Annotated in this window: 19 protein-coding genes; 6 read left to right on the plus strand and 13 right to left on the minus strand. The window is 72.8% G+C overall.

What is annotated here, in order from left to right; all coding sequences use genetic code 11:
* Positions 1–28: 28 nt before the first annotated feature.
* From IEY99_RS01275 to IEY99_RS33890, 3 genes are all read left to right on the plus strand, one after another.
* The gene (locus tag IEY99_RS01275; protein ID WP_189198809.1) at positions 29–1192 is read left to right on the plus strand and encodes a carboxylate-amine ligase; all 1164 of its coding nucleotides are present in this window, start codon (positions 29–31) and stop codon (positions 1190–1192) included.
* Positions 1189–2568: an FAD-dependent oxidoreductase gene (locus tag IEY99_RS01280; protein WP_189198810.1), complete on the plus strand. Its 1380-nt coding sequence runs from the start codon at positions 1189–1191 to the stop codon at positions 2566–2568. The genes IEY99_RS01275 and IEY99_RS01280 overlap by 4 nt, the downstream gene beginning before the upstream one ends.
* 117 nt (positions 2569–2685) lie before the next feature.
* The gene (locus IEY99_RS33890) at positions 2686–4164 is read left to right on the plus strand and encodes a polysaccharide deacetylase family protein (RefSeq protein ID WP_229797990.1); all 1479 of its coding nucleotides are present in this window, start codon (positions 2686–2688) and stop codon (positions 4162–4164) included.
* Positions 4165–4171: 7 nt separating this feature from the next.
* Here the strand turns inward: IEY99_RS33890 and IEY99_RS01290 are convergent, their stop codons facing one another.
* The 3 genes from IEY99_RS01290 to IEY99_RS01300 all read right to left on the minus strand — a co-directional run bounded on the left by IEY99_RS01290 (position 4172) and on the right by IEY99_RS01300 (position 6877).
* Complete coding sequence (locus IEY99_RS01290; RefSeq protein WP_189198811.1) at positions 4172–4981, minus strand: Fpg/Nei family DNA glycosylase; 810 nt, start codon at positions 4979–4981, stop codon at positions 4172–4174.
* 96 nt (positions 4982–5077) lie between these two features.
* Positions 5078–5887: a LolA-like protein gene (locus IEY99_RS01295; RefSeq protein ID WP_189198812.1), complete on the minus strand. Its 810-nt coding sequence runs from the start codon at positions 5885–5887 to the stop codon at positions 5078–5080.
* A 192-nt stretch (positions 5888–6079) separates the two neighbouring features.
* Positions 6080–6877 carry a hypothetical protein gene (locus IEY99_RS01300; protein WP_189198813.1) on the minus strand — a complete coding sequence of 266 codons (798 nt, stop codon included), beginning with the start codon at positions 6875–6877 and terminating at the stop codon, positions 6080–6082.
* Positions 6878–6989: 112 nt separating this feature from the next.
* Between IEY99_RS01300 and IEY99_RS01305 the strand changes: the two genes are divergently transcribed.
* Both IEY99_RS01305 and IEY99_RS01310 read left to right on the plus strand, forming a co-directional pair.
* Positions 6990–7283, plus strand: a complete 294-nt coding sequence (locus IEY99_RS01305) for a 4a-hydroxytetrahydrobiopterin dehydratase (RefSeq protein ID WP_189198814.1) — start codon at positions 6990–6992, stop codon at positions 7281–7283.
* Positions 7284–7620: 337 nt separating this feature from the next.
* Positions 7621–8766 (plus strand): FHA domain-containing protein, encoded by a 1146-nt coding sequence (locus tag IEY99_RS01310; protein ID WP_189198815.1) that lies wholly within the window; start codon positions 7621–7623, stop codon positions 8764–8766.
* A gap of 77 nt (positions 8767–8843) precedes the next feature.
* Here the strand turns inward: IEY99_RS01310 and rocD are convergent, their stop codons facing one another.
* From rocD to IEY99_RS01350, 8 genes are all read right to left on the minus strand, one after another.
* Positions 8844–10052 (minus strand): ornithine--oxo-acid transaminase, encoded by a 1209-nt coding sequence (rocD, locus tag IEY99_RS01315; protein WP_189198816.1) that lies wholly within the window; start codon positions 10050–10052, stop codon positions 8844–8846.
* The gene (gene ddaH, locus IEY99_RS01320; RefSeq protein WP_189198817.1) at positions 10049–10852 is read right to left on the minus strand and encodes a dimethylargininase; all 804 of its coding nucleotides are present in this window, start codon (positions 10850–10852) and stop codon (positions 10049–10051) included. Before ddaH ends, rocD begins: the two co-directional genes overlap by 4 nt.
* Before the next feature lie 303 nt (positions 10853–11155).
* A complete protein-coding gene (locus tag IEY99_RS01325; RefSeq protein ID WP_189198818.1) occupies positions 11156–11836 on the minus strand; it encodes a Yip1 family protein in 681 nt (226 codons plus the stop codon).
* Positions 11837–11945: 109 nt separating this feature from the next.
* A complete protein-coding gene (locus IEY99_RS01330; protein WP_189198819.1) occupies positions 11946–12554 on the minus strand; it encodes an ATP-dependent Clp protease proteolytic subunit in 609 nt (202 codons plus the stop codon).
* A 118-nt stretch (positions 12555–12672) separates the two neighbouring features.
* Positions 12673–13737 (minus strand): 1-acyl-sn-glycerol-3-phosphate acyltransferase, encoded by a 1065-nt coding sequence (locus IEY99_RS01335; protein ID WP_189198820.1) that lies wholly within the window; start codon positions 13735–13737, stop codon positions 12673–12675.
* Entirely contained in the window at positions 13734–14582 is an 849-nt protein-coding gene (locus tag IEY99_RS01340; protein WP_373293265.1) for a patatin-like phospholipase family protein, read from the minus strand. Before IEY99_RS01340 ends, IEY99_RS01335 begins: the two co-directional genes overlap by 4 nt.
* A gap of 22 nt (positions 14583–14604) precedes the next feature.
* On the minus strand, positions 14605–15999 hold the full coding sequence (locus tag IEY99_RS01345; RefSeq protein ID WP_189198822.1) for a chitinase: 1395 nt from the start codon (positions 15997–15999) through the stop codon (positions 14605–14607).
* Between the two features lie 51 nt (positions 16000–16050).
* Positions 16051–16710, minus strand: a complete 660-nt coding sequence (locus IEY99_RS01350) for a TetR/AcrR family transcriptional regulator (RefSeq protein WP_189198823.1) — start codon at positions 16708–16710, stop codon at positions 16051–16053.
* A gap of 62 nt (positions 16711–16772) precedes the next feature.
* Between IEY99_RS01350 and IEY99_RS01355 the strand changes: the two genes are divergently transcribed.
* Positions 16773–18791: an acyl-CoA dehydrogenase family protein gene (locus IEY99_RS01355; protein ID WP_189198824.1), complete on the plus strand. Its 2019-nt coding sequence runs from the start codon at positions 16773–16775 to the stop codon at positions 18789–18791.
* Position 18792: 1 nt separating this feature from the next.
* Here the strand turns inward: IEY99_RS01355 and IEY99_RS01360 are convergent, their stop codons facing one another.
* Positions 18793–19614 (minus strand): hypothetical protein, encoded by an 822-nt coding sequence (locus IEY99_RS01360; protein WP_189198825.1) that lies wholly within the window; start codon positions 19612–19614, stop codon positions 18793–18795.
* A 51-nt stretch (positions 19615–19665) separates the two neighbouring features.
* The gene (locus IEY99_RS01365; protein ID WP_071808714.1) at positions 19666–19881 is read right to left on the minus strand and encodes a hypothetical protein; all 216 of its coding nucleotides are present in this window, start codon (positions 19879–19881) and stop codon (positions 19666–19668) included.
* Between the last annotated feature and the right edge of the window lie 2 nt (positions 19882–19883).

A 19883-nucleotide genomic window follows, 5' to 3' on the forward strand; every position in this document is an offset into this window, starting at 1 on the left:
GGCGGAGGGCGGAGGGTACTTGCGGCGCATGACGACAGCGGAACCCGCGGCGGCGACGACGATCTCCGAGGAGATGGCCGGGGAAGCGCGGGCCCAGGGACTGCTGACCCTCGGGGTGGAAGAGGAGTACCTGCTCGTCGACGCGGTGGAGCCCCGGGCGGTCGAGGCCGTCGACGAGGTCTTCGACCACCTCGGCGCCGACATCCGCGACTCGGTCCAGCACGAGTACATGCGCAGCCAGATCGAGACGGCCAGCCCGCCCCAGCTCGACCTGGGCGACCTTCACGACGCCATGAAGCGCCTGCGTTCCGGGCTCGCCGCCGCCGCGGAGGCGGCCGGCGCCCGCCTGGTCGCCGTCGGCGCGGCGCCGGCCTCCGGGGCGCACACCCGGACCGTCGACAACGACCGCTACCGCCGGATGCGCGAGCGCTTCGGCGACCTCTCCCCCGGCGCCGGCCTGAACGGCATGCACGTGCACGTGAGCGTCCCGGACCCGGAGACCGGCGTGCAGGTCCTCAACCACCTGCGCCCGTGGCTGCCGATCTTCCAGGCCGCGACGACCAACTCGCCGCTCTTCGCCGGCCACGACACCGGGTACGCGAGCTGGCGCTCCATGCTGTGGGAACGCTGGCCGACCGTGGGCCCGGCGCCCTACCTCGAGTCCCACGACCACTACCAGACGCTGGTCTCCGACCTGCAGGCGAGCGGCGCGATGCTCGACGAGGGAATGCTCTACTGGTACGCCCGCCTGTCGGCGAACTACCCCACGGTCGAGATCCGCATGGGCGACGTCTGCCCGTCGCTGGACGACACGATCCTGCTGGCGGCCCTGGCCCGCGCCCTGGTGGGCACGATCCTGCGCGACATCGAGGCGGGCAAGCCCGCGCCGAACGTGCCGCACCCGCTGCTCATGGCCGCGCACTGGCGGGCCGCGCACGACGGGCTGGAAGGACTCAACATCGACATGGCCACCCGGGAGCCCCGGCCGGCCTGGAAGCTGATGCGGCAGCTCTTCGACTGCGTACGCCCGGAGCTCGAACGCCACGGCGACCTGGAGACGGCGACGGTCCTGATGGGCCGGCTCCGCGCGCACGGCACCGGCGCCGCCCGGCAGCGTGCCCTGCTGTCGCAGCGCGGCTCGGTCGCCGACGTCGTCGACTGGCTCGCCCGTACGACCGCGGACACGCGGTGAAACTCGTCGTCGTCGGTGGCGACGCCGCCGGGATGTCGGCGGCCTCGCAGGCCCGCAAGCGGCGCGGCCCGGACGACCTGGAGATCGTGGCGTTCGAGCGGGGCCACTTCACGTCGTACTCCGCCTGCGGCATCCCGTACTGGATCGGTGGCGCCGTCGCCGACCGCGAGGCCCTGATCGCCCGGGAGCCCGCCGCCTTCGCGAAGGCCGGCATCACCGTACGGATGCGGCACGAGGTCGTGGCGATCGACCTGGACCGGCGCGAGGTGATCGCGCACGACCTGGCGGGCGGCGGCGCACGCCGCGAGGGCTTCGACGAGCTCGTGTACGCGGCCGGCGCCGTCCCGGTCACGCCGGACTGGGCCCGCATCGACGGCGGCGGCGTCTTCGGCGTGCAGACCCTCGACGACGGCACCGCCATCCAGGCCTGGCTCGACCGCGATCCGCGGCCGCGCCGGGCGGTGGTGATCGGCGGCGGCTACGTGGGCGTCGAGATGGCCGAGGCGATGATCCGGCGGGGGCTCGAGGTCACCCTGCTGGAGCGGTCCGGGCAGCCGATGTCCAGCATCGACCCGGACATGGGCGAGCGGGTGCGCGCGGCGATCTGCGGCCTCGGCATCGAGGTCCGCACGGGGACCGAGGTGCAGGGCCTGGAGACCGCCCACGGCCGGGTCCGCGCGGTGGTCACCGGCGACGGGTCGCTGCCGGCCGACATCGTGGTGCTGGGCCTGGGCGTACGCCCGAACACGACACTCGCCGAGGAGTCCGGCATTCCGGTCGGCGTGACCGGCGGCCTGCGCACCGACCTGCGGATGCGGGTCGTCGGCCCGCAGGGGCGCCTCGACGGGCTGTGGGCGGCCGGGGACTGCGTGCAGACGGTGCACCGGGTCAGCGGGCACCCCGTGCACGTCCCGCTCGGCACGCACGCGAACAAGCAGGGCCGGGTCGCGGGGATCAACCTCGGCGGCGGCTACGCGACGTTTCCCGGAGTGATCGGTACGGCGGTGACGAAGGTCTGCGACCTCGAGGTGGCCCGTACCGGGCTGACCGAGCGGGAGGCGGCGGCCGCGGGGTTCGCGTATGTGACCGCGTCGGTGGAGTCGACGAGCCGCGCCGGCTACTACCCGGGCGCGAGCCCGATGCTGATCAAGCTGATCGCGGAGCGGCGTACGGGCACCCTGCTGGGCGCGCAGATCGTCGGCCGCACGGAGGCCGCCAAGCGCATCGACGCGCTGGCGATCGCGGTCTGGAACCGGATGACGGTGGAGGAGATGACCGCCCTGGACCTGAGCTATGCGCCGCCCTTCTCACCGGTCTGGGACCCGGTGCTGATCGCCGCGCGCAAGGCGACGGACGAGGTGCACTCCTCCCGCTGACCGGGTTCACCAATCCGCCGTGGCCTCAACCTCCTGACCTGGCTGAATTACTCTAGGTCATACATTGATCACGAATGCGGTCTCGTTTTCGATCTTGCCGCAGGGTAGGCATGACGAATGCCGCCGCATCCCCCCGAAAACACGGCGCCGCAGCAGGGTCCGCGACACGCGGCCGGAACGGCGCACCCCGCGCTGACCGGCGGCATCGGCAGTTTCCCCCTCGTCGGCCGGCTCGCGAACGACACCGCCCTCGGCCGGCACCGCCGCACCGAGTCGCCGGCCGCCCCGACCGTCCCGAGTCCACCCACGACGGAACACGATCGTGGCCGCCCCGGTGCGGATGAGGCCGGGGTTGCCGCCGGCCTCGCCGGCCACGAGACGCCCGACGCCCGCCCGTCGTCCACTCCGCGGCGCGGCGCACGCGCCTCCCGGGGCCGGCATGCGGCCGCCGACCAGCTCGCCATCACGGTGCGCCCGCTGCCTGCAGTGCGGGAGGCGGCCGAGGCCGTCCGCGACTGGGCCCTCGCCGACGCCGGCAAGCGGCCCGCCACCGGCGCCCACCGCGCCCCCGGCACCCTGCCCATCGAGTCCTGGCTGCTCATCGGCCGGCACCGGCAGCAGGCCCTGCTCGGCGCCCTGGTCGCGGTCGGCCTGATGCTCCTCGTCGTGCCGATGCAGCAGAGCGGCGACTCGACCGTGACCGCCGTCAACGCGGCGGAGAACGCCGTCGCCGTGCCACCCAAGCCTTCGGCGAAGAAGCCGGGTAAGGACGCCGGGGCGACCGCTCCTGCCAAGCCGCAGTCGCCCCAGGACGGCCCGGCGACCGCCGCCCCGGCGAACCCGTCGGCCCCGCCGCCCGCGCAGAACCCGGCACCCGCGGCGCCGTCCGCCACGGCGACGGCTCCCGCCCCGGCGGTGCTCCCGATCCCCGAGGGCGACGGCCCGGCCAAGTCCCTGCGCACCACCGGCACGGAGACGGTCGCGCTGACCTTCGACGACGGCCCGGACCCGGTGCAGACCCCGAAGATCCTGGCCCTGCTGGAGGAGCACCAGGTCACGGCGATGTTCTGCCTCGTGGGCGAGCAGGCCCGCAGGCATCCCGACATCGTCCGCGACATCGCGGCCGCGGGACACGCGCTGTGCAACCACAGCTGGAACCACAGCTTCACCCTCGGCAAGGAAGAACCGGCGAAGATCCGCGAGGACCTGCTCCGCACCAACGACGCCATCCGCGCGGCCGTCCCGGACGCGAAGATCCCCTACTTCCGGGCGCCGGGCGGCAACTTCACCGACCGCCTGGTCCGCACCGCGTACGCCGAAGGCATGACGTCTCTCTACTGGGAGGTCGACCCCCGCGACTGGGAGCGCACCCCTGCGGAGACCGGCGACTCCCACGTGGAGAAGATCATCCGTGAGGTGACGGTGAACGTACGGCCGGGATCGATCGTGCTGTCCCACGACTTCGCCCAGCCGGAAACCGTCGAGGCGTACGAGACGCTGCTGCCGCGGCTCCGGGAGAGGTTCACGCTGGGCCTGCCCACCGTGCCCGCACCGCCGCCACCGGCCGCGTCAGCTCCCGCCTCCGCACCGCAGTAGCCGCAAATCAGCCCGGTTGGCAGGTCGGGCACCAGTAGAGGTTGCGGCCGGCCAGGGGACCCCGCTGCACCGGCGTCCCGCACACCAGGCACGGCTGTCCGGGGCGGCGGTACACGTAGACCTCGCCGCCGTGCCGGTCCACGCGCGGCGCCCGCTGCATGGCCTCGGGTGTGTGCGCGGTGTGCACGGTGTCGATCCGGCCCCGCACGACGCCCTCCTTCATCAGGGCGCGCAGGTCGTCCCACATCTCCTGCCAGCGCGCCGCCGTGATGCGCGCCCCCGGCGTCGTGGGCGCCAGCCCGGCCCGGAACAGCACCTCGTTCGCGTAGATCAACCCACACCCGGCGACCACGGTCTGGTCCAGCAGCAGCGCGAACACCGGCTTCATGCTGCTGCGCACCCTTGCGTACGCGGCAAGCGGATCGGCGTCGTCCCGCAACGGATCCTGGCCCAGCCGCGCCCGCAGCACCGCCACCGCGCCGGGCTCGAGGACCTCGCAGGCGGTCGGCCCGCGCAGCTCCAGCCAGTGCCCGCCGCCCATCATCCGCATCCGCACCTGCCCCACGGGGTCGGGCACGGGCACCACACCGTCGGCGAACTTGCCGTACAGCCCGAGATGGATGTGGAGGCTGAGCTCGGTGTCGAAGTGATGCAGCAGGTGCTTGCCGTACGCCTCGGCGTCCACCAGCCGGCGGCCGCTGATTCGGGCGGCCCCGGCAGCGAACCGCCCCTGTGGGCTGTCCACGGCGACGACGTGTCCGGCGAACAACTCCCGGTGCCGCCCGGCAAGACGATGAATGGTGTGTCCCTCTGGCACGGTCCGAACGGTAGCCGATGCATCAACCATCGGACCGGCCGCCTGCGCGGAACGCAGCCGGCTTGGTCCTGCCTCTGCGCGGGAAGTCGGCTACCCTCAGCCGCCCAGGGTCGGGTAGAGGTCGTCCGGGGCCTCGATGATCTGGGAGGCCGGCGGCCGCTTCGCATCGACCGTGGTGCCGTAGTCCGAGTACAGGACCTCGAGCGGCTGGGCCTGCTGCCCGTTCACGGCGGGCACCTGGATCGTCAGGGCGGAGAGCCGGCCCTGCTCGTCGAGGCCCGCGGTGAACGGCACGTTGCGGGCCTGGGGCCCCAGGGAGCCGACCATCTTCTGGTCGACGCCGACCACACCGGCCACCTTGGTGAGGTCGAGCGTGCCCCGGTAGCTGCGCGGATCGACCCGCTGCACGTCGGTCGTGGAGCTCAGCAACTGCGCGGTGTTGGCCGGATCGATCTGGCCGGGTCGCAGACCGACGTTGGCGCCCTCGGGCAGCCGGGACACGTCCACGTGGGTCCAGGTGCCGGCCTTCGTGATGCCGGGGATCTGGAGGTACAGGTCCTGGTCCACGAGCAGGGTCTTGATGTCGATCCGGGTGTTCGACCCGGTGATGGCCACCGTGGCCGTCCCGACCCCCTGCGGCGCGTCCATGAGCCCGGTCAGGTTCAGGCCCGGCCCGGACGTCATCGTCACCTTGAAGCTCGTGGTGCCCAGCTTCGCCGCCGCATCGGCCAGCTCGGCGGCCGCGGCGGGATCTGCGGCGCCCGCGCTCGCGGAGGCACCGGGAACGCTTCCGGTGGACGCTCCGGCGCCCGGAGTCGCGGAATTGCCGGCGGAGCATCCACCCACGGCGAGAGCTACCGCGGCCACCGACGCGAGGCCCAGCCCTCTTGCACGAGCCGTCCGCATGTCATCCCTCCCTGCGCCCGTCATCGCCGTCGCGACGAAGGCTCACCCCATGCCCGATCCGCCGACTCGCCAAACAGCTCCCCCCGCCGGAACGCGCCCACCGGAAAAGCCCGATGGCCGGGTGGGAGTCGTCCCCCACCCGGCCATCGGTCGCTGCTCGGCACCTCGTTTCGAGGCGGTCCGCCCGGTGCGTCAGGCGTTCAGGATTCCGGAGAGCTGGCTCGGCATCTCCTGCACCTCGGACGCCGGCGGGGCCTCGACCGAGACCGGGGTGCCGAAGTCGTGGTACGTCGTCTTCATCTTGCCCGCGCCCGCGCCGAGGCCGCTCATGTCGAGGGTCATCTCGACGAGGCGCCCCTCGCCGTCCTTCTTCGCCGTGAACGGGATCTTGGTCAGCTTGTCGCCCAGCCCCGCCATCGCGCCCTTCTTGAAGCGCGGGGACTTCGACAGGTCGAGGGTGCCCTGGAAGCCCGTGTCGCCGACGCGCTCGACCTCGGTGAGGGCCGAGATCATCGCCTGGGTGCCGGCCGGGTCGTCGCCGTTGGGGCTGAGGTTGAAGCTGCTGCCCTCGCTCAGCTTGGCGGCGTCGATGTGCATCCAGGTCTTGCCGCCGCCCTTGCCACCCAGCATCGCGCCGAGGGAACCGGCCTTCAGGTAGAGGTCGTCCTTGATCATGCGCATCTCGATCTTGTCGCCGCCGAGCGCGCCCATCGACATGGAGACCTTGGCGAGGCGGGCCTTCGTGTCGGCGACGCCGCTCATGGACATCTGACCGGACATGTCCATGTCGATCTTCATGCTCTGGTCGGCGAGCTTCTTGGCGGCGGCGGCGAGGTCGGCCTTGGGGTCGAGCTGCGAGGCCGCCTGCGCCGCGGCGGTCGCGCCGGCCGCACCGGTCGGCGTCTTGGCGGTGTCCTCGGGGCCGCAGCCGGTCAGGCCGAGCGCCACGCCGACGGCGACGACCGCCATCACCAGACGTCGATTTCTCATTGGGTGTTCCTCCCCGTCATGCCTCATGTCGGCGCCCACGGTAGCCGAAACGTGCGACATTCCCGTCCCCGGCCGGCACCGGCCGGGTGCGCCCGGCGACTAAGCTCAGGGAATGGGTGACCTGCTCGACGCCGATTCGGTACGCAACGCCGTGGCCGTCCTCGACGGGTGGGAGGGCAGCACCGACGCGATCGTCCGCACCGTGGGCCTGCGCAGCTTCCCCGCCGCGATCGCCGTCGTGGACCGGGTGGCGAAGGTGGCCGAGGAGATGGACCACCACCCCGACATCGACATCCGCTGGCGCACGCTGACCTTCCGCTGCAGCACCCACTCCGTCGGCGGCGTGACGACCCGCGACATCGCCCTGGCCAACCGCATCGACCGCATCCTCGCCGACGCCTCGTAAGCCGGGCCGGGCCAGGCGGGCCGAGCCAGGCGGGCCGAGCCAGGCGGGCCGGGCCGGGCCAGGCGGGCCGGGCCGAGCCAGGCGGGGCCGAGCCAGGCGGGGCCGGGCCAGGCGGGCCGGGCCGAGCCAGGCGGGCCGGGCCGAGCCAGGCGGGGCCGGGCCGCGCGCTCGGGCGGGACCAGCGCGTGGACCGGGTCGCCACGCCCGCCCGGCAAGTGCCGCACGGGGCACTTTCCCGCCACGAACCGGCATGGACCACGCCACCCTGATTCGCGGATGCCCGCTTTCAGACGGCATGATGGCCGGGCAGCCCCACGCGTATCCATCGGGAGGCCACGTGAGATTCGAGGTCAGCAAGGTCCTCGATGCCATCGAGGCGCGCCTCACCACCGATCCCGCCCTCGCGCGGGCCGTCGTCGATCTTTCCGAGATCGTCCGCTATGCCGACCTCGACGGCGGTCGTCCGGCCAGCATGTTGCGGCTGGGCCTGGTCATCGACGCGCTCGGCCGCCACGTCGCCGAGGAGAACGTCCCGGTGTACGCGGTGGTGCCCCGCGGCCTGCTCTCCGACGCCGATCTCACCTCGAACGAGCGCATGGTGGTGCGCCGCTGGGCCGACGACGGCGTGGTCGAGGTCGTGCCGCAGGTCGACGACCGGGTGTTCGAGGTCGCCGAGCTGCTGGGGCTGCCCGTGCTCACCCGCGGCCGGGGCGAGCAGTTCCAGGACCGCCGCCCCTGGGTCGCCGAGCCCGGCCGCCTGCTCGCCGCCGTGCCGGGCGCCGGCGGGCCGGTCCTGGTGGCGCAGGTCGGGCGCGGCGAGGTGCCGGCCGTCGGCGAGCCGTCGCCGATGGGGCGCAAGCTGCTTTCCCGCGTGTGGGGCTGCCCGGAGTCCACCTGCACCGCGTACGGCTCGGGTGGCGACCCGGACAGCCCGTTCGCCGACATGCGCAAGACGACGAGCCCGGTCTCGCAGCCGCCGCCGGCGTTGCGGTCCGGCGTGCCGACCTGCCCCCGGCACGGCGCCCGGTTGCGCGACGCTGGTCCGCGCCCGGCGGTCGAGGTTCTGTCCGTACGCATCGACGGCGTCGTCCGCCGGCGTTTCGTGGTCTCGACGGAGAACCCGGTGGTGGTGGGCCGGGCGCCCGAGGGCGGCGGGGTGATGCTGGGCCAGTGGCTGAACGACGACGCCCGGAAGTGGATCAGCCGCGGGCATGTCCGGCTGGCGCTGCGCAGTGGCGAGCTGAGCGCCCAGGACGTGAGCACCAACGGCACCGGTATCCGCCCGAACGGCTCGTTCGACGACGACCAGCGCATCACGCTGAACCGCGACGAGACGCGCGCGCTGGGCCCCACCGACGTGGTGGAGCTCTACGCGAACGTGTACGTGGGCCGGGCCAGGCTGTGGAACTCCGGCGGGGTGACCCAGCCGCACTCGGTCATGGCGGAGGCGCCCACCATGGCCATCCGCAAGTTCGAACGCTGACGCGCCGGGCGACGGAAAGAAAGCGCGGGCGACGGGAAGAGCGGCGGCCGGTCAGGCCGCCGCCCCACCGCCCCCTCTCACAGGATCGCGGCCAGCTGGGCCAGCGCGTGGTCGAGATCCGCCTCGGTCACCGACAGCGGCGGCGCGAGCCGGATCGTCGAACCGTGGGTGTCCTTGGCGAGCACGCCGCGGGCCATCAGCCGCTCCACGGCCTGCCGGCCGGTCATCAGCTCCGGGTCGATGTCTACGCCGGCCCACAGGCCGCGCCCGCGTACGGCCAGCACGCCGCGCCCGACCAGGGCGTTCAGCCCCTCGTGCAGCTTCGCGCCGAGCTCGGCGGAGCGCTGCTGGAACTCGCCGGTCTCCAGCAGCTTGACGACCGCGGTGCCGACCGCGCAGGCGAGCGGGTTGCCACCGAACGTGGAGCCGTGCTCGCCGGGCTTGAGCACGCCGAGCACGTCCTTGTTCGCCGCGACCGCGGAGACGGGCACGATGCCGCCGCCGAGCGCCTTGCCGAGCAGGTACATGTCCGGGACGACGCCCTCGTGCTCGATCGCGAAGGTCTTGCCCGTACGCCCCAGGCCGGACTGGATCTCGTCGGCGATGAAGAGCACGTTGTTGTCGGTGCAGAGCTGCCGGACGCCGGCGAGGTAGCCCGCCGGCGGGACCAGCACGCCGGCCTCGCCCTGGATGGGCTCGAGCAGCACGGCGACCGTGTTCGGGGTGATGGCGGCCGCGATGGCCGCGCTGTCGCCGTACGGAACGATGGTGAAGCCCGGGGTGTACGGCCCGAAGTCGTTGCGCGCGTCCGGGTCCGTGGAGAAGCTGATGATCGTCGTGGTGCGGCCGTGGAAGTTGTCCGCCGCGACGATGATCTCGGCCTGCCCGTCCGGCACGCCCTTGACCTGGTAACCCCACTTGCGCGCGACCTTGATGCCGGTCTCCACGGCCTCGGCGCCGGTGTTCATCGGCAGCACGAGCTCCTTGCCGCACAGTTCGGCGAGGCGGTGGCAGAACTCCGCGAACTGGTCGTGCACGAACGCGCGGCTGGTCAGCGTGAGCCGGTCGAGCTGCGCGTGGGCGGCGGCGATCAGGCCGGGGTGGCGGTGCCCGAAGTTCAGGGCCGAGTACCCGGAGAGGAAGTCCAGGTAGCGCTTGCCGTCGACGTCGGTGACCCAGGCGCCCTCGGCGTCGGAGATCACCACGGGCAGCGGGTGGTAGTTGTGCGCCGTCCAGCGCTCGGCGTCCGCGAGCGCTCCGGGCGTACGCATGTCCAGGTCGGTCATCCTCGAACCTCCAGGGTGCAGCACTTCGGTCCGCCGCCGGCCTTGCGCAGCTCGCTCACGTCGACCCCCACGGTCTGGTAGCCCGCGGCCTGCAGGGCCGCGGTCAGCGCGGTGGCCTGGACCGGCAGGACCACGGTACGGCCGTCGCTGACCGCGTTGAGGCCCAGCACTTCCGCGTCGGCCTGGGTGGCGATGACCGCGTTCGGGAACAGGCGGCGGAGCACGGCCTGCGATCCCGGCGAGAACGCGGACGGCAGGTAAGCGACGTTACGCTCATCGAGCACGCAAAGTGCGGTGTCGAGGTGGTAAAACGCCGGGTCGACCAGCTGGAGGGTGATCACCGGGCGGCCGAAGACCTCCTGCGTCTGCGCGTGCGCGGCGTGCGCCGTGCGGAAGCCGGTGCCGGCGAGCAGCACGTCCCCGGCGAGCAGGATGTCGCCTTCGCCCTCGTTGGTGTACTTCGAGTCGAAGACCTCGAAGCCGGCATCGGAGAACCACGCCTTGTACGCGGGCGCCTCGTCGGCGCGCTCGGCGTCCTTGAACTGCACGGCGAGCACCTTGCCGTCGACGACGGTCGCGCCGTTGGCGGCGAACACCATGTCGGGCAGGCCGGGCAGCGGGTCGATCAGGTCGACGGTGTGGCCCAGGTCGAGGAACGTCTGCCGCAGGTTCTCCCACTGACTGACGGCCAGGGCGTTGTCGTACGGTGCCGTCGGGTCCATCCACGGATTGATCCGGTACGTGACGGCGAAGTGGGTGGGCCGGCACATCAGGTACCGGCGCGGGGCAGCAGTCGTCATGTCGGAAACGCTATGCGCGAAGGGCCTGCGTACGCCCCCGACCAGTCTTGCGCGACGCGGCGAATCGTTGCGTGATCAGCTTCGGCGGCGACGATTCGTTGCACACGCGTCGGGGGCGGCGCACCGCCGCCCCCGCACAAACGTTGCCGTCGCACCCCGGACCGCTCGGCGGTGGCCGCCGGCCGGTGTGGTCCCGCACTTTCCGGCGCACCGCCGGATGATTTCGGGGCGGGACGGTGGTGGCCGTCCCGGTTCCGAGGGGTCACCGGCGGCGCATCGCCGCCGGTGAATGTCGGATACCCGTCAGAAGCGGTCCGCAAACTGTGAGTCGAGCCACTGGCGGAGATCGCCGGCGGGCTGCATGTCGGTGCCCAGCCAGGAGAGGGAGCCGGTGAGCGCCAGGATGCCGACGACGATCGCGAACAGCGCCAGCACCATGCCGATCAGCGCGTCGGTCTTGCCGGCGACGTGCCGCCTGCCCGTGGCCCGGACGCCGGCGATCGACAGCACCAGGGCGAGCCCGGCGACGCCGATGCCGTAGCCGAGCAGCGGGCCGGAGAGCACGAGCAGGGCGCCGGCCACGCCGGTGATCAGCGCGAGCGTGGCGAGCAGACTCGCCCGCGGCTTCGGACCGGGAGCGACCGGCGCGCCCGCGGTACGGGCGTCACGCTCGGCGACGCGCCGCTCGGCGAGGGTGTGGTCGGGATCCTTGCCGTCGGCACCCTTGCCATCGGGACCCTGGCGGTCGGGACCCTGGCGGTCGGGACCTTTGCGGTCGACGACCCCGATGGCACCGGTCCGGTCCGCTTCCGAAGCCGCGCGCCCCGAAGCGGGGGTAGCACGGTCCGGGGCGGGGGTCGCGCGTCCGGTCACGGCCGGAGTGGCGGCGGCGGAGTCGGTGGTATCGGCGCGCGCGGCGACGGGCGCGCGGTCTTCGGTCTCGGGGGCGGTGTGGGACTGCCGGGAGAACGTCGGGATTCTCACGTCAGCACCTCCTTCGAACCTTCGGGGGATGGCATCGCTATACCCCGGGGCCCGTGACGGCACACCGGACGGGCGCGCGGTCACCCGCGCGCCCGTCGGAAAGGGCCGGTCAGACCAGCGCGGACGTCGACGTGACGTCGGCCGCCTTGGAGATCACGTGGTCGACGATGCCGTAGTCCTTCGCCTCCTGCGCGGTGAACCAGCGGTCCCGGTCCGAGTCGATCTCGATCTCCTCGGGGGTGTGGCCGGTGTGGAAGGCGATCCGCTCGTTCATGACCTTCTTGATGTGCAGCATGCTCTCGGCCTGGATGGCGATGTCGGCCGCGGTGCCGCCGATGCCGCCGGAGAGCTGGTGCATCATCACCCGGGCGTGCGGCAGCGCATAGCGCTTGCCGGGGGTGCCGGCGCAGAGCAGGAACTGCCCCATCGAGGCGGCCATGCCCATGGCGATCGTGGCCACGTCGTTCTTGATGTACTGCATCGTGTCGTACACGGCCATGCCGGCGCTGATCGAGCCGCCCGGCGAGTTGATGTAGAGGGCGATGTCCTTCTCGCTGTCGGCCGAGGCGAGCAGCAGCATCTGGGCGCAGATGCGGTTGGTCACCTCGTCGTTGACCTCGCTGCCGAGGAAGATGATCCGCTCCCGGAGCAGCCTCTCGAAGACCTGGTCGTCAAAGGACGCGCCACCCGATCGCATCACGAAGTCGTCAACACTCATGGACCCACCCTCTCGCACGAGCCGGACGGGTGCGGCACCCACCCGGCATCAGACGCCTCCTACCTTTCCCGGTAACGAGGGCCGCGCCCAGCGATTCCCCTGAGGGCGAAAGGCGAAATCAGCCGGACGTGGCGGACGCGCGCCGGGCCGTCCAGTCCGTGCTCAGCGGGCGCGGTCGGGGTCCGTGCTCGTCGATCCAGGCGTCGATGCGAGCCCACCAGTCGTAGAGCCAGGCGATCCGCTCCGCCTCGGTCGCCGGGATCTCCTCCGGGGGCACGCTCCAGCAGCGCATCACGAGCTGCTTGTCCATGGGCAGCTCGCGCCACACGTCCGCCACGGTCAGCATCTTGTCCAGGCCGGTGTGCGCCACGAAGATCACGCCCGCGTCCGGGGCGGCGTCGATCGCCGCGAGCAGGCCGCCCGGTTTCGGCGGGAGGACGTTGCGCAGGCCCTCCGCGCGTACCGCCATGTCCTCGAGGCCGCGGTCGCGGAGCCGGGCGATGGCGCGGGTCCGGCGGTGCGGGGTGAAGTTGCCGCCCTCGGGGAAGATGACGAACGCGTCGTTGTGGTCCAGGCCGTTCGCCAGCGCGCCCACCTCCTTCTCCAGGTCGGTCACGCCGGGGCGGCCCGGCGTGATGAACCTGTTGGGCAGGCGGTTCAGCAGGACGTCGACCGCGGGGTCCCACTGCAGAGCGGCCTTGAGGACGATGCGCGGCTCCCGCTCGAACCAGTTGACGAGGGCATGGATGAGGACGAAGGAGTCGCCGGGGCCCGCGTGCCGGCTGACCACGATCTCCGGGCGGCCGGGCAGGCCCGTGTCGGGGTCGGTGCCCACGACGTCGATGCTCAGGTGCAGCGACCACTTGGCCACCCAGAACAGCGCCTGGAGGAACTTGCCGGTCAGGACGTAGTGGGCCCGCTGGAAGGCCGGCGTACGGATCCTCCAGCCGCACCCGGACGCCACCCAGAGCACCGCCAGGCTGACCAGGGCCGCCGCATCCCAGGCGAGGTAGAAGACCGCCAGGAAGGCGAGGCGGGGCAGCCGCAGGTGCCCGGGGGCGAACGGAGTCGCCGTGAGGGCGATCAGGATCCACACCGGCAGCGTGGTCAGCAGCACGACCGCAAGGACCACAACTGCCGGCGCGATGAGCAGGCGGCGGACCCACGGCGGCGGCAGCATCACGAGCCGTCGCCGGGCGCGGGGAGGACGTCGTTCGCGGCGAGATAGCGCCGGGTGGCCGTGTACGCGCGGCTGATGCGGCGCCCGGCGGCGGCCATGTCGCGGTACGCCCACGGGAGATCGTCGCGGGTCTCGCCGCCACCGGTCGGTAGGACGTGCACGCTCACATCGTCGGGCAACGAGGCAAGCTCGCGGGCGAACCGGTGGCGGCGAGCGATCTCGAAGGCCACCTGGGCCACCTCCCACGGCCGCCGGGGCACGGACAACGGCCGCTCGATGCGCCCGACCTGGAGTACGAAGATCAGCTTGGCGCCGACGCGCACCGCCTCCCCGATCGGGATCGAGTTGACGATGCCGCCGTCGACGAAGTGCTCGCCCGCGATCTCCTTCGGGGGCAGCAACCCCGGCACCGAGGACGAGGCGAGCACGGCGTCGACGAGCGGCCCGTCGTCGAACCAGTGCTCGGCGGCCCGCTCGATGCTCGCGGCGCAGCACCGGAAGGGCACCTTGAGATCGGCGAAGGTCGCGTCCGCACCGAGCTCGGCGCTGAGCAGGCGGCGCAGGGGCAGGGGCGAGTGCAGGTGGGTCCGCGCCGCGAACCGCCGGAGCTGGCGGGCGAGCGAGTCCCCGTACACCTCGGCTGCCTCGGGTGACGCCCAGAGCCGGACCAGGCGGTCGGTGACCGCCTCGGTGGGGTCGGCGGCGACGAGCGCGCCGTTGACCGCGCCGATCGACGTGCCCACGACCACGTCGGGCCGGTGACCGGCGCGGAACAGCGCCCGCAGCATGCCGACCTGGACGGCGCCGAGGACGCCTCCCCCGCCCAGCACGAACGCGACCGGCCCCATGCCCACATCGTTGCACGCAGGCTCAGCCCAGGCCGTTGAGGAAGGGCTCGTGCGCGGTGCGGAACTCCCATCCGTAGTACTTGTCCCAGTTGATCGACCAGGTCATCAGGCCGCGGAAGCCGGGGTTGGTGCCGCTGCGGACCGCGTACCCTCCGCAGTTGGTGCCCTTGACCAGGCAGGTCACCGCCTGCTGGACGCCCGCCGGGGCCACGTACCCGTTGCCGGCGCTGACCGACGACGGGGCGCCGAAGGCGACCTGGTCCTCGCGCAGGGCCGGGAAGACGTTGGCCTGGTTGCCCGCGACCGGGAAGCCCGCGAGCAGCATGTCCGTCATCGCGATGTGGAAATCGGCCCCGCCCATGGTGTGGTACTGCCCGTCCAGGCCCATGATCGGGCCACTGTTGTAGTCCTGGACGTGCAGCACCGTCAGGTCGTCCCGCAACGCGTGGATGACCGGCAGGTACGAGCCCGCCCGCGGGTCCTGACCACCCCACGGCCCGGAGCCGTAGTACTGGTGGCCGAGCTGGACGAAGAACGTCTCCGGCGCCATGGTCAGCACGAAGGCCGCGCCGTACCGGGCCTTGAGCGCCTTGAGGGCCGCGATGAGGTTGACGACCACCGGTGTCGTCGGGTTCCGGAAGTCGGTGTCCCCGGTGTTCAGCGACAGCGAGTGACCCTCGAAGTCGATGTCGACGCCGTCCAGGCCGTAGCGGTCGATGACGGCGCTCACCGAGCGTACGAACGCGTCACGGGCCGCCGTCGTGGTCAGCTGCACCTGGCCGTTGGCGCCGCCGATGGAGAGCAGCACCTTCTTGCCGGCCGCGCGCTTGGCCCGGATGGCGTCGCGGAACTCCGTCTCGCTCTCCACGCCGGGGCACTCGGTCGCCGGGCAGAGGGTGAAGCGGATGTCGCCGGAGGTGGCCGAGGTCGGCTCGCCGAACGCCAGGTTGATGATGTCCCAGTCGGCCGGCACGTCGGCCATCCGCAGGTATCCGGAACCGTTGGCGAAGCTGGCGTGCAGGTATCCGATCAGGGCGTGCTTCGGCAGCCCACCGGGCGGGACGGCCGTGGGCGGGGTCGTGGGTGGAGTGGTGGGTGCGGTCGTGGGTGCAGTGGTGGGCGGCGTCGCGGGGGGTGTGGTCGGCGGCGTGGTCGGCGGGGTCGTGCCGCCGCAGGCGCCGTTGTCGGCCCAGGCGTCCCACTGACCACTGTGGGTCGCCGGGCTCTCGTTCTGGGTCCACCACTTCGCCGTGAAGTTGTGGCCGGACTGCGAGGCGGTCATGTCCTTGGTGTAAACGGAGTTCGCGTTCCAGGCGGGCGCGCACCCGGCGGCGGCGCTGGCGGACGAGGCGAGGGGGACGGCGAAACCGGAGGCGGCGAGCAGGACGGCCGCGGCGAGGAGCGGGGATCGGCGCATGGGGATGGCCTCCACGTCGGTATATCGACAGTTGGCCAATTATTAGGTTTGTTAACTGAGTCTGTCCAGAGCGGGCGCGAGTTCCGCGTACGGGTCGAGCGGACGCCCGATCCGCTCCAGCATGTCCGCCAGCACCAGCCACACCTGCGCCGCGAGCCATTCGTTCAGGGAGTCCAGGCCGGCGCCCTCGCGATGGTCCAGCCACCAGATGACGCCGGCGTCGACCATGCCGATGACGCTGGCGACCACATGGTCCGGCGGGCGCGCGTCGTATCCGGCGGCGCGCAGGTAGGCCACCGCGGCGTCGGCGAGCTCGGGAACGGCCTGCGCGGGACCCAGCCGGACGCGGAAGCGGTAGAGGTGGGGGTGGTCGACCGCCCAGCGCAGGACCCGGCCGATGACGCCGCGGATCACCTCCGGCGGCGTGCCGCGCGCCGTCAGGGACGGGCGGATCCAGGCGCTCAGGAGCCGGCCCGCGTGGCGGGCGACCTCCTCGTCGAGATCGTCCTTGCCGGTGAAGTGCCGGTAGACGTGGGGGCGCGGCAGTCCGGCGCGGTCGGCCACCGCGCCCAGACCGGCGTCGCAGCCGAGCTCCTCGATGGCCCGTACGGCCGCGTCGACGATCTCCTGGCGCCGCCGGGCCCGCACGTCTCCCGCCTGCGCCCGGCGGCGCGCCGCGATCGTGTCGCGCTTCAGCGCCGCCTCGCCCATCCGGCCACTCTATCTGGTACAGCCTGTACCCGAATCTGGGTACAGGCTGTACCGTGACCACCATGCGCAGACCTCTTCCCGGCCCCGTCGACCCCGCCCGCCTGCGGGAGGTGCTCGACGGACGTTGGGCGCACATCCGCAAGTCCGCCCGCGAGCGCATCGACGACCGGTTCCTTCCCGTCTACGGCGAGAGCGGCGAGCAGGCCCGCGAGCGGGTCAGCCGGCTCCTCCGGGAGCTGCCGACCGACCTGGGCGTCGCGGCGGCCTTCCCCGTCGAGTACGGCGGCGCCGCCGACCCCGGAGCGGCGATGGTCGGCGGCGAGATGCTCGCGTACCTCGACCTGTCGCTGATGGTCAAGGCGGGCGTCCAGTGGGGCCTGTTCGGCGGCGCCGTGGTGGCCCTGGGCACCCGCCGCCACCACGACGCCTACCTGCGCGACATCATCTCGGCCGAGCTGATGGGCTGCTTCGCCATGACGGAGACCGGCCACGGCTCCGACGTCCAGCAGCTGCGCACCACCTGCACGTACGACCCCGCCACGCAGACCTTCGACCTGCACACCCCGCACCAGGCGGCCCGCAAGGACTACATCGGCAACGCGGCCCGCGACGGCCGGATGGCGGTCGTCTTCGCCCAGCTGGTCACCCAGGGCCGCAACCACGGCGTGCACGCCTGGCTGGTGCCGATCCGCGACGCCGACGGCACCGCGATGCCCGGCGTGACCATCGGCGACGCCGGGCCCAAGGCGGGCCTGCTCGGTGTGGACAACGGCCGGCTGACCTTCGACCACGTCACGGTCCCCCGCGACATGCTGCTGGACCGGTACGGCCAGGTCGCCCCGGACGGCACCTACACCAGCCCGATCCCGGGCGACACCCGCCGCTTCTTCACCATGCTGGGCGCCCTGGTCCGCGGCCGGGTCGCCGTCGGCGGCGCGGCGTCCTCGGCGACCAAGAGCGCCCTGACGATCGCCGTACGCTACGGCGACAGCCGCCGCCAGTTCGCCGAGCCCGGCGCCGAGCGCGAGATCGTCCTCAACGACTACCTGGCGCACCAGCGCAAGCTCCTGCCGGCGCTGGCCACCACCTACGCGCTGCACTTCGCGCAGGAGGAGCTGGTCAGCGCGCTGCACGACGTCCAGACCGCCACCGGCCCGGTCGACGAGCACCGGCAGCGCGAGCTCGAGTCGCGGGCCGCCGGCCTCAAGGCCGCGCACACCTGGCACGCCACCCGGACCATCCAGGCCTGCCGCGAGGCCTGCGGCGGCGCCGGCTACCTGGCGGAGAACCGGCTGCCCGCACTCAAGGCCGACACCGACGTCTTCACCACCTTCGAGGGCGACAACACCGTCCTGCTGCAGCTCGTCGCCAAGGGCCTGCTCACCGGATACCGGGACGCGTTCGGCTCGCTGGACGGCTGGGGCCGGGCGACGTTCGTCGCCGAGCAGGTGCGCGAGGTGGTGCTGGAGCGTACGGCGGCCCGCTCGCTGATCCAGCGGCTGGTGAGCGCCGTGCCGGGGCGGGACGAGGAGGTGGCGCTCGGCGACCGCGGCTGGCACCTGCGGATGTTCGAGGACCGGGAGCGGCACCTGCTGGAAAGCGCGATCCGGCGGCTGCGCGCGGGCTCGGCCACCAAGAAGGACCGCCCGTTCGACATCTTCAACGACGTGCAGGACCACGTGCTGAGGACGGCCACCGCGCACATCGACCGGGTGGCGCTGGAGGCGCTGGTCGCGGGCATCGAGCGCACCACCGACCCGGCCGCGAGGCAGCTGCTCTCCCGCGTCTGCGACCTGTACGCGCTCAGCACCATCGAGTCCGACAAGGGCTGGTTCCTCGAGCACGGGCGCCTCACCCCGGCCCGGTCCAAGGCCATCACCGCGATGGTGAACGACCTGCTCAAGGAGCTGCGCCCGGCGATGGGCACGCTGGTGGACGCGTTCGGCATCCCCGACGAGTGGCTGAACTGCGCGATCCTGCGCGAGGAGCCGGGACGCCAGGAGGCGATGGCCGCGCACGACGCCGAGCGGCGCGCCACGACCGACGTGTCGACGGGCCCGGAGGTGCTGCCCGCCCAGTGAGCTAGCGCGGGACGGAGCGGTCCAGCCAGCCGTCGCCGTCGCTGTCGTACATGCGCTCCTCGAACCGGCCGTCGTGGTCGTTGTCGTAGTCGGCGTAGTCCACGACACGGTCGAGGTCCTCGTCGACGCCGATGAAGTCGGTCTTCCCGTCGCCGTTCAGGTCGACCAGGACCTCCGCGCCCCCGCCGCGGTGCCCACGATAGGTCGCCTCGTCGAACCGGCCGTCGCCGTCCACGTCCACCCGGTTGGTGTATCCCTTCGGCGCGCGCAGCTCCTCGGCCTGCGCGCGGCCGGGCGGCGCGTCACCGAAACCGCTGCGCGGGGCGTCACCGAACCCCGAGACGGCGCCGGGCGCGGAGCCGAGGCCGGACTGCGCCGGGACGCCGCCGCCGGTCCCCCAGGCTGCCGGCGCGTCGCCGAAGCCCTCGGTCGCCGCGGGCCCGGCGGCCGCGTGCGCCACCCGGCCGGCCGCCGCCCCCAGGGCCGACCACGGGTCGGCCCGGTCGGTGCCCGGGCCGATCCCGGCCGCGCCGTCGGCGGGCACCGCCACCGGCTGCGGGCCGGACTGCGATCCGACGCTGTCGGTGAGCGCGCCGATGCCGCCGAAGGAGCCGAAGAGCCCGAAGGTGCTGGACTTGCTGACCCGGTCCTCGACCGCGGCCTGCGAGGCGCCCGCGTCGGCGGCGACCTGCTGGTGCAGCAGCTCGACCTCGCCGGCGTCCAGGGTGTAGCCGGCCAGCGCGCCGCCCGGGTCGCGGGCGAGCTGGGCTTGGAAGGCCGGGTCGGTGAGCAACCGCTCCAGCACGGCGTCGAAATCGCTCATGGCTTCACGCTAGGCGGTGGGGTCCAGCCCGGCCATCCCTCGGTCAGGCCATCAGTCCAGCTCGGGCATGGCGACCGGCTGGGGCCGCGGGTGGCACGTGCCGCACTGCACCGCGTCCTCCACCACCAGCGCCTCGGCCCGGTCCCGGCTGGCCGAGCGGCTGACCTGCAGCAGGTACGGCCCGAACCGGGCGTGGTCCTCGCACACGCCGCGGCCGCAGAACCGGCAGCTGCCACGCGCCGCCTTGGCGCAGAAGAAACAGAGCACAG

The sequence above is a fragment of the Couchioplanes azureus genome (assembly GCF_014648355.1).
Classification (GTDB): Bacteria; Actinomycetota; Actinomycetes; order Mycobacteriales; family Micromonosporaceae; genus Actinoplanes; species Actinoplanes azureus.

Excerpts from the sequence above, each read along its gene's own strand:
- IEY99_RS01275 (WP_189198809.1), top strand. The coding sequence starts at position 29 with ATGACGACAGCGGAACCCGCGGCGGCGACGACGATCTCCGAGGAGATG.
- IEY99_RS33890 (WP_229797990.1), top strand. The coding sequence starts at position 2,686 with ATGCCGCCGCATCCCCCCGAAAACACGGCGCCGCAGCAGGGTCCGCGA.
- IEY99_RS01295 (WP_189198812.1), bottom strand. The coding sequence starts at position 5,887 with ATGCGGACGGCTCGTGCAAGAGGGCTGGGCCTCGCGTCGGTGGCCGCG.
- IEY99_RS01300 (WP_189198813.1), bottom strand. The coding sequence starts at position 6,877 with ATGAGAAATCGACGTCTGGTGATGGCGGTCGTCGCCGTCGGCGTGGCG.
- IEY99_RS01305 (WP_189198814.1), top strand. The coding sequence starts at position 6,990 with ATGGGTGACCTGCTCGACGCCGATTCGGTACGCAACGCCGTGGCCGTC.
- rocD (WP_189198816.1), bottom strand. The coding sequence starts at position 10,052 with ATGACCGACCTGGACATGCGTACGCCCGGAGCGCTCGCGGACGCCGAG.
- ddaH (WP_189198817.1), bottom strand. The coding sequence starts at position 10,852 with ATGACGACTGCTGCCCCGCGCCGGTACCTGATGTGCCGGCCCACCCAC.
- IEY99_RS01330 (WP_189198819.1), bottom strand. The coding sequence starts at position 12,554 with ATGAGTGTTGACGACTTCGTGATGCGATCGGGTGGCGCGTCCTTTGAC.
- IEY99_RS01340 (WP_373293265.1), bottom strand. The coding sequence starts at position 14,582 with ATGGGGCCGGTCGCGTTCGTGCTGGGCGGGGGAGGCGTCCTCGGCGCC.
- IEY99_RS01345 (WP_189198822.1), bottom strand. The coding sequence starts at position 15,999 with ATGCGCCGATCCCCGCTCCTCGCCGCGGCCGTCCTGCTCGCCGCCTCC.
- IEY99_RS01350 (WP_189198823.1), bottom strand. The coding sequence starts at position 16,710 with ATGGGCGAGGCGGCGCTGAAGCGCGACACGATCGCGGCGCGCCGCCGG.
- IEY99_RS01355 (WP_189198824.1), top strand. The coding sequence starts at position 16,773 with ATGCGCAGACCTCTTCCCGGCCCCGTCGACCCCGCCCGCCTGCGGGAG.
- IEY99_RS01360 (WP_189198825.1), bottom strand. The coding sequence starts at position 19,614 with ATGAGCGATTTCGACGCCGTGCTGGAGCGGTTGCTCACCGACCCGGCC.